Source organism: Paraburkholderia sp. (genome assembly GCF_024281035.1).
Taxonomy (GTDB): domain Bacteria; phylum Pseudomonadota; class Gammaproteobacteria; order Burkholderiales; family Burkholderiaceae; genus Paraburkholderia.
Genome location: NZ_JAMXLH010000073.1, coordinates 1 through 16,259, shown reverse-complemented (window position 1 = coordinate 16,259; position 16,259 = coordinate 1). Strand labels below are relative to the sequence as shown.

The following is a 16,259-nucleotide window of genomic DNA, read 5'->3' as shown; positions in this document are numbered from 1 at the left end:
ACTAACTGCGATCGACCGCTCTGCGTGGGATGGCAACAAGCGCTGAAGCCCTAACTGCGATCGACCGCTCTGCGTGGGATGGCAGTAAGGCGCTGAAGCGCCAACTGCCATCGACAGGAAAAAACCATGAAGCTCGAACACCCGGATCATCTGATGAACACTTCCCTCACGCTCGCTGCGCTTGAATCGCACGACGCCTTCGCCGGGCGCCACATCAGCCCCGACGCGGCCGACCAGCAGGCGATGCTCGACACGCTCGGCTTCGCCTCGCGCGCCGCACTGATCGAAGCTGTGATTCCGGCCGCGATCCGCCGCAAGGAAGCGCTGCCGCTCGGCCCGTTCGCCGCGCCGCGCACCGAAGCCGAAGCCCTCACGGGCCTGCGCGCGCTCGCGGACAAGAACCAGGTGTTCCGCTCGTACATCGGGCAGGGCTACTACGACGCGCACACGCCGGCCGTCATCCTGCGCAACGTGCTCGAAAACCCGGCGTGGTACACCGCGTACACGCCATATCAGCCGGAAATCTCGCAGGGCCGCCTCGAAGCGCTCCTGAACTTCCAGCAGATGATCACCGACCTCACCGGTCTCGCGATCTCCAACGCGTCGCTCCTCGACGAAGCCACCGCCGCCGCCGAAGCGATGACGCTCGTGCAGCGCACCAGCAAGTCGAAGTCGAAGATCTTCTTCGTCGCCGACGACGTGCTGCCGCAAACCATCGAAGTCGTGAAGACGCGCGCAAAGCCGATCGGCCTCGAAGTCAAGGTCGGCCCGGCGAAAGAAGCTCCGCAAGCCGGTGCGTTCGGCGTGCTGCTGCAGTATCCGGGCGTGAACGGCGACGTGCGCGACTACCGCGAACTCGCCCAGGCCGTGCACGCCGCGGGCGGCGCGGTGATCGCCGCCGCCGACCTGCTCGCGCTCACGATCCTCACGCCGCCCGGCGTCTGGGGCGCGGACGTGGCCATCGGCAACGCGCAGCGCTTCGGCGTGCCGATGGGCTTCGGCGGCCCGCACGCCGCCTATATGGCCGTGCGCGACGAATTCAAGCGCCAGATGCCGGGCCGTCTCGTCGGCGTGACCGTCGACGCGCAAGGCAACCCCGCATTGCGCCTCGCGCTGCAAACGCGCGAACAGCACATCCGCCGCGAGAAAGCCACGTCGAACGTTTGCACGGCGCAGGCGCTGCTCGCGATCATGGCGAGCATGTACGCGGTCTATCACGGCCCGCACGGCCTGAAGACGATCGCGCAGCGCGTGAACCGCGTCGCGGCGATCCTCGCGGCCGGCGCGAAGCAGCTCGGTTACACGCTCGTCAACGAAACCTTCTTCGACACGCTCACGTTCGAATCGGGCCCGCGCACCCAGGCGCTCATCGACGCAGCACTCGCGCGCGGCATGAACCTGCGCCACGTCGGCGCAACGCGCGTGGGTGTGTCCGTCGACGAAACGACGACGCGCGCCGATCTCGCCGATCTGCTCGCCGTGTTCGCGCAAGCCGCGTTCGCGGACGCCGCGCCGTCGGTCGATGCGCTCGACGCCGAAATCTCGAAGCAAGTCGCGGCATCGTTCCCGGCCTCGCTCGTGCGCGAAGGCGCGTATCTCGCGCATCCGGTGTTCAACCGCCACCATTCGGAAACGGAAATGCTGCGCTACCTGCGCAGCCTCTCCGACAAGGATCTCGCGCTCGACCGTTCGATGATCCCGCTCGGCTCGTGCACGATGAAGCTCAACGCCACCTCGGAAATGCTGCCGGTCACGTGGCCCGAGTTCGGCCGCATTCACCCGTTCGCACCCGCCGAGCAGACGGTCGGCTATCGCGAGATGATCGATCAGCTCGAACAGATGCTCGTGGCCGCAACCGGCTACGCCGCCGTCTCGCTGCAGCCGAACGCGGGCTCGCAAGGCGAGTACTCGGGCCTGCTCATCATCCACGCGTATCACGCCTCGCGCGGCGAAGGACATCGCAACGTCTGCCTGATTCCGGCATCGGCGCACGGCACGAATCCGGCGTCGGCGCAGATGGCAGGCATGCAGGTCGTCGTCGTCGCCTGCGACGCGCAAGGCAACATCGACATCGCCGATCTGAAGGCGAAGGCCGAACAGCACGCCGCGAATCTCGCGGCGATCATGATCACGTATCCCTCGACGCACGGCGTGTTCGAACAGAACGTGCGCGAAGTCTGCCAGATCGTGCACACGCACGGCGGCCAGGTCTATGTGGACGGCGCGAACATGAACGCGATGGTCGGCCTCGCAGCGCCCGGCCAGTTCGGCGGCGACGTTTCGCACCTGAACCTGCACAAGACCTTCTGCATCCCGCACGGCGGCGGCGGACCGGGCGTCGGCCCGGTCGCGGTCGGCGCGCATCTCGCGAAGTTCCTGCCGAACCAGCTTTCGAGCGGCTACAAGCGCGACGATCACGGCATCGGCGCAGTGAGCGCGGCGCCTTACGGCTCGGCTTCGATCCTGCCGATCTCGTGGATGTACATCGCGATGATGGGCGCGGCCAACCTCACGGCCGCCACCGAGGCCGCGATCCTCAACGCGAACTACGTCGCGAAGCAACTCGCGCCGCACTTCCCGGTGCTCTACAGCGGCCCGGGCGGACTCGTCGCGCACGAGTGCATCCTCGATCTGCGTCCCATCAAGGATGCGAGCGGCATCAGCGTCGACGACGTCGCCAAGCGCCTGATGGACTACGGCTTCCACGCGCCCACGATGAGCTTCCCGGTGCCGGGCACGCTGATGGTCGAGCCGACCGAATCGGAATCGAAGGAGGAACTCGACCGCTTCATCGCCGCGATGATCGCGATCCGCGAGGAAATCCGCGCCGTGGAAGAAGGCCGCGCCGACAAGGAAGACAATCCGCTGAAGCACGCGCCGCACACGGCGGCCGTGGTGGTCGCCGACGACTGGAAGCACGCGTACTCGCGCGAACAGGCCGCGTATCCCGTGCGCTCGCTGGTGGCGCAGAAGTACTGGCCGCCGGTTGGCCGCGCCGACAATGCCTACGGCGACCGCAACCTGTTCTGCTCGTGCGTGCCCGTCAGCGAGTACGACGACGCGCAGGCCGCAGAGGCACAGCAGGCGTAAAGCGCGACTGATGCCGCCAGGCGCGCCGCCGGTTACCGGCGCGCCTGGCTGGCGTCGCACTCACATTTGCCGCCACAAACCGTTACCATCACACACCTGTCAGGCTTGAATCAGGGAGTCCCGCATGGCGCGGAAGGTGCGAACGGTCTCAACCCGGGCGTCGACCCGGCGGATGCGCAACGGCGCGAAACTCGCCTGTGCGCTGGCTGCGGCCTGCGCCTGGTTCGCCTCGGCGCCCGCGGCACACGCGGCGATGAATTTCTGCGCAGCACCCGCGCTGCAAACGAGCGAGCGCACCAACGCGGACCCCGGCGTGAAGACGCTCGTCGCACAGGTCGCGGCGCGTGTGAACGACATGCCGCACCCGGTCGCCACCCTGCACACCGAAGGCACCCTGCCGCACGAGGGCATCTACGACCAGAGCGTCGAGGCAGCGAACGAGCTCGATCTCATGCGCGACGCCGCGCTCGCATGGCGCGCGACGAGCGACGATCGCTTTCTGAAGCTCGTCGACCGCTTTCTCACTGCCTGGGTCGCCACCTATCGGCCGAGTTTCAATCCGATCGACGAAACGCGCTTCGAAAGCCTGATCCTCGCCTACGACATGACCGCGAGCGCGCTGCCCGTCAAAACGCGCAACGCGACCATGGCGTTCCTGAACCGCTTCGCAAACGGCTACATCGCACAGGTGGACGCGCAGCCGCGCCCGCTCAAGGGCAATTTCGCGAACAACTGGCAGAGCCACCGGGTCAAACTGATAGCGATGATCGCGTTCACGCTCGACAACCGGAAGATGATTGCGACAGCGCAGCGGCTCTTCGTGGAACACATCGGCGACAACATCGCGCCCGACGGCTCGACGCGCGATTTCGCCGAGCGCGACGCGCTGCACTACGTCGCGTACGACCTGCAGCCGCTCGTGACAGCCGCGCTCGCCGCGCGCCGCCACAACCGCAACTGGCTCAACGAGCGGGCGGCGAACGGCGCGACGCTCACGCGGGCGCTCGACTGGCTCGCGCCCTACGCGACGGGCGAGAAAACGCACGAGGAGTTCGTGCACTCGACGGTGGCCTTCGACGCGCGGCGGCGCGAAGCCGGCCTGCCCGGCTTCTCCGGCCCGTGGGACCCGAAGAACGCCGCCGAATTGTTCCACCTGGCGGCCCGGCTGAACGGCCGCTTTACGCCGATCGCGCTCCGGCTCGCGCCGAAGCCCCCCGCCTGGCTCGCCGTGTGCCTGCCGCTGCCCGCGCGCTAGGAGCGCCAGGGGCGCCAGGCGGCACGGGCCATGCGGCGTACAAGTACCGACCAGCGCGCAGTCAAATGTATGACCAGGCGCGCGGTTATTAAACGAGACAGCAGTTTTTAGCAAGCAGGAGTACTAGACATGGCAGTCAGCGTTTTCGATCTCTTCAAAATCGGCATCGGACCGTCCAGTTCGCACACGGTCGGCCCCATGCGGGCGGCGCTGATGTTCGTCGAAGGACTTGAGCGTGACGGTCTGCTCGCCGCCACGGCATCGGTGAAATGCGAGCTGTACGGCTCGCTCGGCGCGACCGGCAAGGGCCACGGCACCGACCGCGGCGTCATGCTCGGGCTGATGGGCGACGCGCCCGACACGGTGAACCCCGACACCATTGCCGAACGGCTCGAAGCCGTGCGCGCATCGCGCAGCCTCGCACTGGCCGGTCATCACACGATCCCGTTCGTGCAGAAGGAGCACATCGCGTTCTATCGTCAGGCGCTGCCCGAGCATCCGAACGGCATGAAGCTGCGCGCGTACGATGCCGACGGCGCAACGCTGCGCGAAAGCACCTATTTGTCCGTGGGCGGCGGTTTCGTCGTGACGGCCGGTGCGGCAAACACGAAGGTGCTGGCCGCCGCAGCGCAACTGCCGCGGCCGTTTCGCACGGGCAACGAGCTGCTCGCGCTGTGCGCCTCGACCGGCAACAGCATCGCGCAACTGATGCTCGAAAACGAGCGCGTCTGGCATACCGACGAAGAAATCCGCAGCGGCCTGCTGCGCATCTGGGGCGTGATGCAGTCGTGCGTCTCGCGCGGCATCGGCGTCGGCAATCCGGCGGCCGAAGGCACGCTGCCGGGCCCGTTCAACGTGAAGCGCCGCGCGCCGCAGCTCTATCGCGCACTCACCGGCAACCCCGAGCGCGCGCTGCAAGACCCGCTCTCGATGATCGACTGGATCAACGTCTACGCGATCGCCGTGAACGAAGAAAACGCCGCGGGCGGGCGCGTCGTCACGGCGCCGACCAACGGCGCCGCGGGCATCATCCCGGCCGTGCTGCACTACTACGTGCGCTTCACGCCGGGTGCAACCGAGCAGGGCGTGATCGACTTCCTGCTCACCGCCGCGGCCATCGGCATTCTCTACAAGCTCAACGCGTCGCTTTCCGGCGCTGAAGTGGGTTGCCAGGGCGAAGTGGGCGTCGCGTGCTCGATGGCCGCGGGTGCGCTCGCCGCCGTGCTCGGCGGCACGCCGCAGCAAGTCGAGAACGCCGCCGAGATCGGCATGGAGCACAACCTCGGCCTCACCTGCGATCCCGTCGGCGGCATGGTGCAGATTCCCTGCATCGAGCGCAACGCGATGGCGTCCGTGAAGGCCGTGAACGCGGCGCGCATGGCGCTGCGCGGCGACGGCGCGCACTATGTCTCGCTCGATTCGGTCATCAAGACGATGCGCGAGACCGGCGCCGACATGAAGACGAAGTACAAGGAAACCTCGCGCGGCGGCCTCGCGGTGAATATCGTCGAGTGCTGACGCGCTGCGCGCGTCGTCCTTTGCCAGGTCGCGCGCGTCGTCCTTTCCTCTAATACATACAACAGGAGACACACAGACATGACCGCGACTACACCGCCGCACGACTGCGCCAGCCGCACGAGCGCGCCGACGACCACGGGCGCGCACCTCCTCGTCGATGCGCTTGCCGCGAACGGCGTGACACGCGTGTTCTGCGTACCGGGCGAGAGCTACCTCGCGGTGCTCGACGCACTGTACGACGTCACGGACCGCATCGAGACCATCGTGTGCCGCCACGAAGCTTCGGCCGCGAACATGGCCGAAGCTGCGGGCAAGCTCACCGGCAAGCCGGGCATCGCATTCGTCACGCGCGGGCCGGGCGCGACGCACGCGTCGATCGGCGTGCACACGGCGTTCCAGGATTCGTCGCCGATGATCCTGCTGATCGGCCAGGTCGCACGCGAGCAGATGGACCGCGAAGCGTTTCAGGAAGTCGACTACCGGCGCATGTTCGGCCAGATGGCGAAGTGGGTCGCGCAGATCGACGACGCGCGCCGCGTGCCCGAATATCTGAGCCACGCATTCCATATCGCGACTTCGGGACGCCCCGGGCCGGTCGTGCTCGCGCTGCCCGAGGACATGCTGAGCGATGTCTTTCCCGCCGCCGACGCGCAGCCCGTCGCGCCCGCCGCGCAGCGCGTGCAGGCCTCGCCTTCGGCCGCGCAGATCGAGCAGTTGCGCACGCTGCTCGCGAACGCGAAAAAGCCATTCGTGATCGCGGGCGGCCACGGCTGGACGAGCGCCGCCTGCGCGGATCTGCAGCGCTTCGTCGAGAACTGGCGCTTGCCCATCGGACTCGCGTTCCGCTTCCAGGACACGCTCGACAACGATCACCGGAACTATGCGGGCGACGTGGGCCTCGGCATAAATCCGGCGCTGGCGCAGCGCATCCGCGAGGCCGACGTGCTGCTCGCGCTCGGACCGCGCCTTGGCGAAGCGACCACGGGCGGCTACGCGCTCCTCGACATTCCGAAGACGAAGCAGACGCTGATCCACGTCCACCAGGGCGCGGAAGAACTCGGGCGCGTCTATGCGGCCGATCTGCCAATCGTGTCGGGTCTGCCCGAAATCGCATCGATGCTCGCGGCGCTCGACGCGCCCGCCACATGTGCATGGGAGGGTTGCGCCGAGGACGCGCACCGCGCGTATCTGGCATGGCGCGAGCCGCGCCCGATGCCCGGCGATGTTCAGATGGGCGAAATAATCCAGCAACTGCGCGCGCGCCTGCCCAACGACGCCATCGTCACGAACGGCGCAGGCAACTACGCAACGTGGCTGCACCGGCATTTCGCGTACCGTCACTTCCGCTCGCAGCTCGCGCCCACCAGCGGCGCGATGGGCTACGGCGTGCCCGCCGCGATTGCCGCGAAGTCGCTTTATCCGTCGCGCACCGTGGTCGCGCTCGCGGGCGACGGGTGCTTCATGATGTCGGCGCCGGAAATCGCCACGGCGATGCAGTACGGGCTCAACGTGGTGTTCATCGTCGTGAACAACGGGCACTACGGGACGATCCGCATGCATCAGGAGCGGCACTATCCGGGGCGCGTTCACGGCACGCAGCTCACGAACCCGGATTTCGCGGCCTTCGCGCACGCGTTCGGCGCGCACGGCGAAGTTGTCGAGTCCACGTCGGCGTTCCTGCCCGCGCTGGAACGCGCGCTTGACGCGGGACGGCCCGCGCTCATCGAGATCCGCATCCCGAAGGACGCGAGCACGCCCGCCATGACGCTCACGCAGATTCGCGAAGCGGCGCTCAAGAAGGGCGCGTAAGCGAAAACGGACACGGTGCAATCCCGCGTGGATGCTTCCCGCAACGTCAAGGCAGCGCTGATCTTGAGGAACAGGTCGGCGCTGTCGCGATAGCCGTAGGCCATATCAGAATTGCACCGCGGTCAATTCGTAATGACAACGTCAGTGCACCATGCTAGAGTGCAAGTGATCTAATGCATTGGAGGATCGCTTCCATGACGGCGCAGAATGCATTGCCCGCCAAGCGGGAAACTCTGAACATTCGCATCAAGCCTGAAGAGCGAAGCCTGATCGACAGGGCCGCGAAACTACGGGGAAAAAACCGCACCGATTTCGTGCTGGAAGCCGCGCGCAATGCCGCGGAAGAGGCGCTACTCGATCAGACCATCATCACGAGTTCGCCGGACGCCTACGCGGCCTTTCTGGCGCGTCTCGACATGCCTCCGCAGCCGAATGAGCGCTTACGCAAAATGCTCCAGACGCCGGCGCCGTGGGATACGGATCGATGATTGGAGCGCCCGAGCCACTCGCGTCACATCACGAACTGGACTTGTTCAGTTCGGGAGTAGAAAGCCTGGATCAATGGTTGAAACGCCGGGCGTTGAAGAACCAGGGTACAGGCGCATCGCGGACATTCGTCGCCGCCGAAGGGCAGCGGGTGCTCGCTTACTATGCTCTGGCATCGAGTGCTGTCACGGTAGACGCGGCTCCCGGCCGCTTTCGCCGTAACATGCCAGACCCGATTCCCGTAGTCGTTCTGGGACGGCTGGCCGTCGACCAATCGTTGCATGGCCGAGGCATCGGCCGCGCTCTGGTTCGGGATGCTTGCCTTCGCGTGATCCAGGCCGCCGACACGATCGGCATCCGGGGGATGCTGGTACACGCCCTCTCGGAGAAAGCACAGACGTTCTACGAGCGAATGGGATTCGAGCGATCACAACTTGATCCCATGACACTACTGGTGACGCTTGCCGATCTAAAAGCCGCCCTTTAAAGAACTCCGCACGGCTTGACCGGCAACACAGTCGCACAACGAAAAGCCCCGCAGGGAATTCTCCCTGCGGGGCTTTCACTTGCGGCACTACATCGGCCGCGGCGCGCGGCACCCGATATTCCGGCTGCCGCTCACGCCGCGAGGCAAATGGGCTTTACTTGCCGCCCACGCTTTGCAGCGTCGTCCACTTGCCGTCGACAACCTTGTACAGCGTAATGCCGCCGTTCTTCAGGTCGCCGTGCGCGTCGTACGCGAGTTCCTTCGTCGTCACAGCCGGCATGCTCGTCTTCGCGAGGTACGGCAGGTACTTCGCCGGATCCGTCGAGTTCGCCGCCTTCATCGCTGCGAACATCGCCATCGCGCCGTCGAATGCATACGGCGAGTACGTCTGGACGTCTTCACCGAAGCGCTTCTTGTACTTCTCCACGTAGCCCTTGCCGCCCGGCATTTCGTCCAGCGGCAGGCCCGCGAGCGATGCCACCGTGCCGTTCGCCGCGTCGCCTGCGAGCTGCAGGAAGGTCGGCGTATGAACCATTTCGCCGCCCATCAGCGGAGCCTTGATGCCAAGCGACTTCATCTGCTTGACCATCGGGGCCGCTTGCGAATCCGCGCCGCCGAAATAGATCAGGTCGGGATTCTGTGACTTCAGCCTGGTCAGGATCGACTTGAAGTCCACGGCCTTGTCGTTCGTGTACTCGCGGTCGATGATCGTGCCGCCTGCGCCCTTCGCTGCCTTCGCGAACTGGTCTGCCAGGCCCTGGCCGTAGGCCGTGCGGTCGTCAACCACGGCGATCTTCTTCATGCCGAGCGACTTGACGGCGAACGCGCCTGCCACCGAACCCTGCTGCGTGTCGGAGGTCATCATGCGGAAGGTCGTCTTGAAGCCTTGCTGCGTGTACTCCGGCGCGGTCGCCATCGCGATCTGCGGGATGCCCGCGTTCGCGTAGATGCGCGAAGCCGGGATCGTCGTGCCCGAGTTGAAGTGGCCGAGCATGCCCTTGATGCCGTCGTCCACGAGCTTCTGCGCGACGGTCGTGCCCGTGCGCGGGTCGGCCTGGTCGTCAGCCGCGTCGAGCACGAAGTGAATCTGCTTGCCGCCGATCACCGGCTTGGTTGCGTTCTCTTCCTCGACAGCAAGCGTGATGCCGTTCTTGAAATCCGTGCCGTAGTGGGCCTGCGCACCGGTCATCGGACCAGCGAAACCGATCTTCACCTCTTCGACTTGCGCGTGCGCCGTCCCGGCCAGCGACATGGCGGCAACAATCGTTGCGCCTGCCAGCTGCTTCATGGTGTGCTGCATATCTTCTCCTTGCTACCAGGTATGGAACGGAGCGGCTTCGGCGTGCGCCGTGCCGCTTCCTTGTCATTGAGACGACCGTCAGTATGGCGGCTGCTTAACCGATCGTCATCAAATTTGCATTGCCGCCCGCCGCGGCTGTGTTCACGCTCACAGAACGCTCGGTCAGGAGACGTTCCAGGGCGTAATCTTCGTCGCCGTTCGCGAGTGCATGGGCTGCAACGCCCTGCACCGACACGATCGGTCCTGCACGCTTTGCCACTTCCTTCACGAGCGCGAGCAGCTCGTCGCTGTCGCCTTCGAAGAGCACCGCGTCGTACTTCGCATCACTGCCTCCGTCCTTGCCCTTGTGCACGGCGGCCTGCGCCTTCAACTTCGCCGGCAGTGCGCTCACGAGCGCTTCGCCCGCCGCGCCCGAGAAGAGCGCGCGGTTGCCCGTCGCGAGTGCTGCGGCAAATTGCGCACGCGCGCCGGTCGCCGTCGACGGCACGCACAGCACCGTGCCGCGCGCCGAAAGAGTGTAGGTGTTGCGCTCGCCCGTCGGCCCCGGCAGCACGGCGGTTGCGCCCGCCAGCACGTATTCGAGGTAGCCGTCGCAGCGTGCGGCCAGCGCCGGTTCGCGCTCGGCGATCAGCCAGTCGCGCAGCGACGTGAGTGCGGTATGCGTCGAGTGCACCGGTTCGCCGTTTTCGCTTTGCGGGACATCGACCACGAGCGCCTGCGAAAGCGACGCCGGCAGACCGGCCGGACGCTTCGCGAGCAGGCGCGACAGATACAGTGCGCCCCCCGCCTTCGGACCCGTGCCCGACAGCCCTTCGCCGCCGAACGGCTGCACCCCGACCACCGCGCCGATCACGTTGCGGTTCACGTAGATGTTGCCCACATGCGCGTTGCTCACCACATGCGCGATGGTCTCGTCGATACGCGTATGGATGCCGAGCGTGAGGCCGTAGCCGGTCGCGCGAATCTGTTCGAGCAACTTGTCGAGCTGGCTGCGGCGATAGCGGATCACGTGCAGCACCGGGCCGAACACTTCGCGCTTCAGTTCGTCGATGCTGTCGAGTTCGATGAGCGTCGGCGGCACGAACGTGCCTGCGGCGCAGCCTTCCGGCACCGGCAGTTGCGTGACGTTGCGGCCCTTCTCGCGCAGCGCGGCGACGTGCGCGTCGATGCCGCGCTTCGCTTCGGCGTCGATGACGGGGCCGACATCGGTCGAGAGCCGGTCGGGATTGCCGATCGCCAGTTCCTTCATGGCGCCCGAGAGCATTTCGAGCGTGCGCTCCGCCACGTCGTCCTGCAGGCAGAGCACGCGCAGTGCCGAGCAGCGCTGGCCTGCCGAGTCGAACGCCGATTGCAGCACGTCCGCGACGACCTGTTCCGCGAGCGCCGACGAATCGACGATCATCGCGTTCTGGCCGCCGGTTTCGGCGATCAGCGGAATCGGACGGCCGTCGGAATCGAGGCGTTCCGAAAGCGTCTTGTTGATGAGGCGCGCGACTTCGGTCGAGCCGGTGAACATCACGGCGCGCGTGCGCGCATCGGCGACAAGCGCCGCGCCCACGGTTTCGCCATCGCCCGGCAGCAGTTGCACGGCGCCAGCCGGAACACCGGCTTCGCGCAGGATACGCACGGCCTGGGCTGCGATCAGCGGCGTCTGTTCGGCGGGCTTCGCAAGCACCGTGTTGCCGGCTGCGAGCGCGGCGGCCACCTGGCCCATGAAGATCGCGAGCGGGAAGTTCCACGGGCTGATACACACGACCGGGCCGAGCGGACGATGCGTGTCGTTCGAGAATTCCTGGCGGATCTGCGTCGAGTAGTAGCGCAGGAAGTCGGTCGCTTCGCGGATTTCGGCAATGGCGTTCGGCAGCGACTTGCCCGCTTCGCGCACGATCAGGCCCATCAGCGTGTGCATCTGCGCTTCGAGCAGGTCGGCGGCACGCGCGAGACAGTCGGCGCGCGCTTCGATGGGCGTCGCCTGCCAGATCGGCGCGGCGGCCACGGCATGTGCGAGCGCGGCGCTCACGTCTTCGGACGTTGCCTCCACAACGGTGCCGACGAGGTCGCGGTGATCGGCCGGATTGCGCACGTCGCGCGCCACGCCTGAACCGCTCGCCGACTCGCCGCCTTCCAGCATCGGCGCGGCGCGCCACGGATGGTGCGCGCTCGCGAGCAGTGCCGACGAGAGCGATGCGAGACGATGCTCGTTCGAGAGATCGAGGCCCATCGAGTTGCGGCGCTCGTTGCCGTAGAGATCGCGCGGCAGCGGGATCTTCGTGTGCGGCGCACCGGCCGGCACGACCTTCGCGGCATCGTCGACGGGGTTCGTGACGAGTTCTGCGACCGGCACGGTTTCGTCCGCGATGCGGTTCACGAACGACGTGTTCGCGCCGTTTTCGAGCAGACGACGCACGAGATACGCGAGCAGCGTCTCATGCGTGCCGACCGGCGCGTAGACGCGGCACGGACGGTTGAGCTTGCCCGCCGAGAGCGGACCCGTGACTTCTTCGTAGAGCGGCTCGCCCATGCCGTGCAGGCACTGGAACTCGTACTGGCCGGGATAGTAGTTCTGGCCCGCGAGGTGATAGATCGCCGCGAGCGTGTAGGCGTTGTGCGTCGCGAACTGCGGATACACCGCATCGGGCGCGCCGAGCAGCTTCTTCGCGCACGCGAGATACGAGACATCGGTGTAGACCTTGCGCGTGTACACCGGATAGCCTTCGAGGCCGTCGATCTGGGCGCGCTTGATTTCGCTGTCCCAGTACGCGCCCTTCACGAGGCGCACCATGATGCGGTGACGGCTGCGGCGAGCGAGATCGACGATGTAGTCGATCACGAACGGGCAGCGCTTCTGGTACGCCTGCACCACGAAGCCGATGCCGTTCCAGCCCTGCAGTTCCGGATCGAAGCACAGCGCTTCGAGCAGATCGAGCGAGATTTCGAGCCGGTCGGCTTCTTCGGCGTCGATGTTCAGGCCGATGTCGTAGCGGCGCGCCAGCACGGCGAGCGCGCGCACGCGCGGCAGCAGCTCGCCCATCGTGCGCTCCTGTTGCGCGCGCGAATAGCGCGCATGCAGCGCCGACAGCTTGATCGAGATGCCCGGGCCTTCGTAGATGCCGCGGCCGCCAGCGGCCTTGCCGATCGCGTGAATCGCCTGCTCGTACGAGGCGTAGTAGCGCTGGGCGTCGGCTTCGGTCGTCGCCGCTTCGCCGAGCATGTCGTACGAGTAGCGGAAGCCGCGCGCTTCGAACTTGCGGCTGTTCGCGAGCGCATCCGAGATATTCTCGCCCGTGACGAACTGCTCGCCCATCAGGCGCATCGACATGTCGACGCCCTTGCGGATCAGCGGCTCGCCGCCCTTGCCGATCAAACGCGTCAGCGCCGACGAAAGTCCCGCCTCGCTGTTCGTCGTGACGAGCTTGCCGGTGATCATGAGGCCCCACGTCGCCGCGTTGACGAACAGGGACGGCGCATGGCCGACGTGGGATTTCCAGTCGCCCTTGCTGATCTTGTCGCGAATCAGCGCGTCGCGCGTGGCGCGGTCGGGAATGCGCAGCAGCGCTTCGGCAAGGCACATCAGCGCCACGCCTTCCTGGCTCGACAGCGCGAACTCGTGAATCAGGCCCTCCACGCCGCCGCCGGTGCGCTTGGCGCGCAGCGTCTCGACGAGGCGCGTGGCGAGCTTCGACACGTCGCCCGTGAGGTTCGCGGGCAGGCGCGCTTCGCCGATCAGGAACGGCACGCACTCCGGCTCGGGACGGCGGTACGCAGCCGTGATCGCCGCGCGCAGCACCGATTGCGGCTGCACGTTCTGCGCGAATTCGAGGAACGGATGCGAGACGCCTTCGTCATCGGCATCGGAACCGGCGCCGTCGGACACATCGGCCACGCCTGCGTGGCCGGCGAGTTCGGCGGGCAACTGGCCGTGCTCGATTCTTTCGAGGTAAGCGAAGATCGCCTGCTTGATAAGCCAGTGCGGCGTGCGCTCGAGGCGCGTGGCGGCATCTTTCAGCCGTGAGCGGAGAACGTCGTCGACTTTGACGCCAAGAGTGGTGCTGGCCATGTTTCCTTCGTTTGCCGGGCAAACCGCGCCGGCGAAAGACTAAAAAGTTGGCGAATCGTACGCCTCCAATTTAAAAGGTGCAACCACTCTATGACTAAGGTTGCACCCCTGAAAACCCTTATACCTCAGGAGTTTGCGGCGGATGCCCCGCCCACGGGGCAACCGGTTGCGCTCGGTATTTTCCCTGGGCACAACTTATTTTGATAACCCTCAGCGAATCCGGTCTTGCGCCGTTATAACGGTGATGCGGGACAACAGACGGCCAGAAAAAAGGGCACGGTGGAGACGATGGAGAAGATCATGGTGGTGATCGGAATCTGGGGCATGTGCGCGCTGTGCGCGTTGCTGTTCATTCGCGGCGCGTCGGCGCCCGTCGCGCGGCGCAAGGCAACCCGGCGCGCGATGGAGTGAGGGGCGAATGAGCGGCGAATAAGCGGCAAATGAGCGGCGCATGATCCGCCGTTGCGCGCGTGCCTAGATATCGAGCGGATCGACTTCGAGGTTCCAGCGCAGCACGCCGCGCAAGGTGCGCAGCATCGGCTGCCATGCGCGCAACGTCGCCTGTAGCGCGGCGCGTGACTGGCTCTCCACGAGCAGTTGCGCGCGATGGACGTTCATCACTTTCACGATCGTGAGCGGCACGGCGTCGTAGACGGTCACCCGCTCCGCAGCCGGGATCGCGGCAAGCGCCTGCGCGGCCTCGCCGAGGAACGCGAGCGCAGCCTCCAGCGTGCGGCCTTCGGCGCGCAGCAGCGCCTGATAGACGAACGGCGGCAGATGCGCGTCGCGGCGCTCCGCGAGCTGCGCATTCGCGAATCCCACGTAGTCGTGCCGCGCGAGCGCGTGATAGAGCGCGTGCCGCGGATAGCGCGTCTGCACCATCACTTCGCCCGGCAGACCGCTGCGGCCCGCGCGCCCGCTCACCTGCATCAGTTGCGCGAAGAGCCGCTCGCTCGCACGGAAGTCGTGCGAGAAGAGCGCGTTATCGGCGTTGAGCACGCCGACGAGCGACACGCGCTGGAAATCGTGGCCCTTCGCGATCATCTGCGTGCCGACCAGGATATCGACGTCGCCCGCGTGAACATCCGAGAAAAGCGCCTGTGCACTGCCCTTGCGGCGCGTGCTGTCGGCGTCGATGCGCAACACGCGCGCATCCGGCACCGCGCTCGCGAGCGCCTCCTCGATGCGCTGCGTGCCGCGCCCCATCGGCGCGATATCGACATTGCCGCAATCGGGACATGAGCGCGGGATGCGCGATTCCCAGCCGCAGTGGTGGCAGCGCAGCGCCCGCTCGGGCTTATGCAGCACGACGTAGGCGCTGCAGCGGGGACAGCCCGCGACCCAGCCGCAGGCGTCGCACGAGAGCACCGGCGCGTAACCGCGCCGGTTCAGGAATACGAGACTTTGCTCGCCGCGCTCAAGCCGTGCCTTCATGGCCGCGACCAGCGGCCCCGACAATCCCTCGAACGACGCACGGCCGCGCCTGCGCTCGTCTTCGAGATCGATCAGCCGGATGGCGGGCAACACGGCGTCGGCCACGGCACGCCGCGAGAGCGTGAGGCGCGTGTAGCGGCCCTGTTCGGCCTGCCACCAGCTTTCGAGCGACGGCGTCGCCGACCCGAGCACCACCGGCACGTCGAGCTGCTTGGCCCGCCACACGGCAAGATCGCGCGCCGAATAGCGCAGCCCTTCCTGCTGCTTGTAGGCAGGATCGTGCTCCTCGTCGACCACGAGCATCGCGAGACGCGGCAGCGAAGCGAGGACGGCCAGCCGCGTGCCGAGCACGATGCGCGCGCGGCCCACGTGGGCCGCGAGCCAGTTGCGCGCGCGCTCGCCTTCGGCCAGACCGCTGTGGAGCGTGACGATCGCATCGTCGGCGAGCGTGGCCGCGAAGCGCGTGCGAAACGCCGCCTCGAACTGCGGCGTCAGATTGATTTCGGGGACAAGGACGAGCGCCTGGGCATCGGGCTCGCGTTCGAGCAGAGAAGCCAGTGCGCGCAGATAGACCTCGGTCTTGCCGCTGCCCGTCACGCCGTACAGCAGAAACGGCGCGAAGCCGCGCGCGGCGACGATCGCTTCGACGGCGGCCGTCTGCTCGTCGCTCAGGGTCGGAACCTGGACGACGTCGGCGCTGTTGGTCTCGTCGTTGGTCTCGTCGTTGGTCTCGTCGTTGGTCTCGTCGTTGGTCTCGTCGTTGGTCTCGTCGTTGGTCTCGTCGTTGGTCTCGTCGTTGGTCTCGTCGTTGGTCTCGTCGTTG

At 66.6% G+C, this 16,259-nt stretch carries 10 protein-coding genes; 7 read left to right on the top strand and 3 right to left on the bottom strand.

Annotated elements, in window-relative coordinates; translation table 11 throughout:
* The first annotated feature begins 126 nt into the window (after positions 1-126).
* The 6 genes from gcvP to Q0L30_RS23435 all read left to right on the top strand — a co-directional run bounded on the left by gcvP (position 127) and on the right by Q0L30_RS23435 (position 8,645).
* Positions 127-3,090: an aminomethyl-transferring glycine dehydrogenase gene (gene gcvP, locus Q0L30_RS23460; protein ID WP_296662608.1), complete on the top strand. Its 2,964-nt coding sequence runs from the start codon at positions 127-129 to the stop codon at positions 3,088-3,090.
* A 124-nt stretch (positions 3,091-3,214) separates the two neighbouring features.
* A complete protein-coding gene (locus tag Q0L30_RS23455; protein WP_296662606.1) occupies positions 3,215-4,345 on the top strand; it encodes an alginate lyase family protein in 1,131 nt (376 codons plus the stop codon).
* Positions 4,346-4,474: 129 nt separating this feature from the next.
* Positions 4,475-5,863 carry an L-serine ammonia-lyase gene (locus Q0L30_RS23450; protein WP_296662603.1) on the top strand — a complete coding sequence of 463 codons (1,389 nt, stop codon included), beginning with the start codon at positions 4,475-4,477 and terminating at the stop codon, positions 5,861-5,863.
* Between the two features lie 78 nt (positions 5,864-5,941).
* The gene (locus Q0L30_RS23445; RefSeq protein WP_296662600.1) at positions 5,942-7,672 is read left to right on the top strand and encodes a thiamine pyrophosphate-binding protein; all 1,731 of its coding nucleotides are present in this window, start codon (positions 5,942-5,944) and stop codon (positions 7,670-7,672) included.
* 194 nt (positions 7,673-7,866) lie between these two features.
* The gene (locus Q0L30_RS23440) at positions 7,867-8,160 is read left to right on the top strand and encodes a DUF1778 domain-containing protein (RefSeq protein WP_296662598.1); all 294 of its coding nucleotides are present in this window, start codon (positions 7,867-7,869) and stop codon (positions 8,158-8,160) included.
* Entirely contained in the window at positions 8,157-8,645 is a 489-nt protein-coding gene (locus Q0L30_RS23435) for a GNAT family N-acetyltransferase (RefSeq protein WP_296662596.1), read from the top strand. Before Q0L30_RS23440 ends, Q0L30_RS23435 begins: the two co-directional genes overlap by 4 nt.
* A gap of 154 nt (positions 8,646-8,799) precedes the next feature.
* Here the strand turns inward: Q0L30_RS23435 and Q0L30_RS23430 are convergent, their stop codons facing one another.
* Together Q0L30_RS23430 and putA are read right to left on the bottom strand one after the other, a co-directional pair.
* Positions 8,800-9,945 (bottom strand): branched-chain amino acid ABC transporter substrate-binding protein, encoded by a 1,146-nt coding sequence (locus tag Q0L30_RS23430; protein ID WP_296662593.1) that lies wholly within the window; start codon positions 9,943-9,945, stop codon positions 8,800-8,802.
* Positions 9,946-10,039: 94 nt separating this feature from the next.
* Positions 10,040-14,002 (bottom strand): trifunctional transcriptional regulator/proline dehydrogenase/L-glutamate gamma-semialdehyde dehydrogenase, encoded by a 3,963-nt coding sequence (gene putA, locus Q0L30_RS23425; protein ID WP_296662590.1) that lies wholly within the window; start codon positions 14,000-14,002, stop codon positions 10,040-10,042.
* A 225-nt stretch (positions 14,003-14,227) separates the two neighbouring features.
* Here putA and Q0L30_RS23420 point away from each other — a divergent pair, with 225 nt between their 5' ends.
* A complete protein-coding gene (locus tag Q0L30_RS23420; protein WP_296662588.1) occupies positions 14,228-14,413 on the top strand; it encodes a hypothetical protein in 186 nt (61 codons plus the stop codon).
* Between the two features lie 63 nt (positions 14,414-14,476).
* On the opposite strand, the gene Q0L30_RS23415 is transcribed toward Q0L30_RS23420, so the two are convergent.
* Positions 14,477-16,259: primosomal protein N' (locus tag Q0L30_RS23415; protein ID WP_296662585.1), on the bottom strand; the 1,783-nt coding region annotated here is incomplete at its 5' end.

Coding starts and splice junctions, on each gene's coding strand:
- gcvP (WP_296662608.1), top strand. CDS start 127: ATGAAGCTCGAACACCCGGATCATCTGATGAACACTTCCCTCACGCTC.
- Q0L30_RS23455 (WP_296662606.1), top strand. CDS start 3,215: ATGGCGCGGAAGGTGCGAACGGTCTCAACCCGGGCGTCGACCCGGCGG.
- Q0L30_RS23450 (WP_296662603.1), top strand. CDS start 4,475: ATGGCAGTCAGCGTTTTCGATCTCTTCAAAATCGGCATCGGACCGTCC.
- Q0L30_RS23445 (WP_296662600.1), top strand. CDS start 5,942: ATGACCGCGACTACACCGCCGCACGACTGCGCCAGCCGCACGAGCGCG.
- Q0L30_RS23440 (WP_296662598.1), top strand. CDS start 7,867: ATGACGGCGCAGAATGCATTGCCCGCCAAGCGGGAAACTCTGAACATT.
- Q0L30_RS23435 (WP_296662596.1), top strand. CDS start 8,157: ATGATTGGAGCGCCCGAGCCACTCGCGTCACATCACGAACTGGACTTG.
- Q0L30_RS23430 (WP_296662593.1), bottom strand. CDS start 9,945: ATGCAGCACACCATGAAGCAGCTGGCAGGCGCAACGATTGTTGCCGCC.
- putA (WP_296662590.1), bottom strand. CDS start 14,002: ATGGCCAGCACCACTCTTGGCGTCAAAGTCGACGACGTTCTCCGCTCA.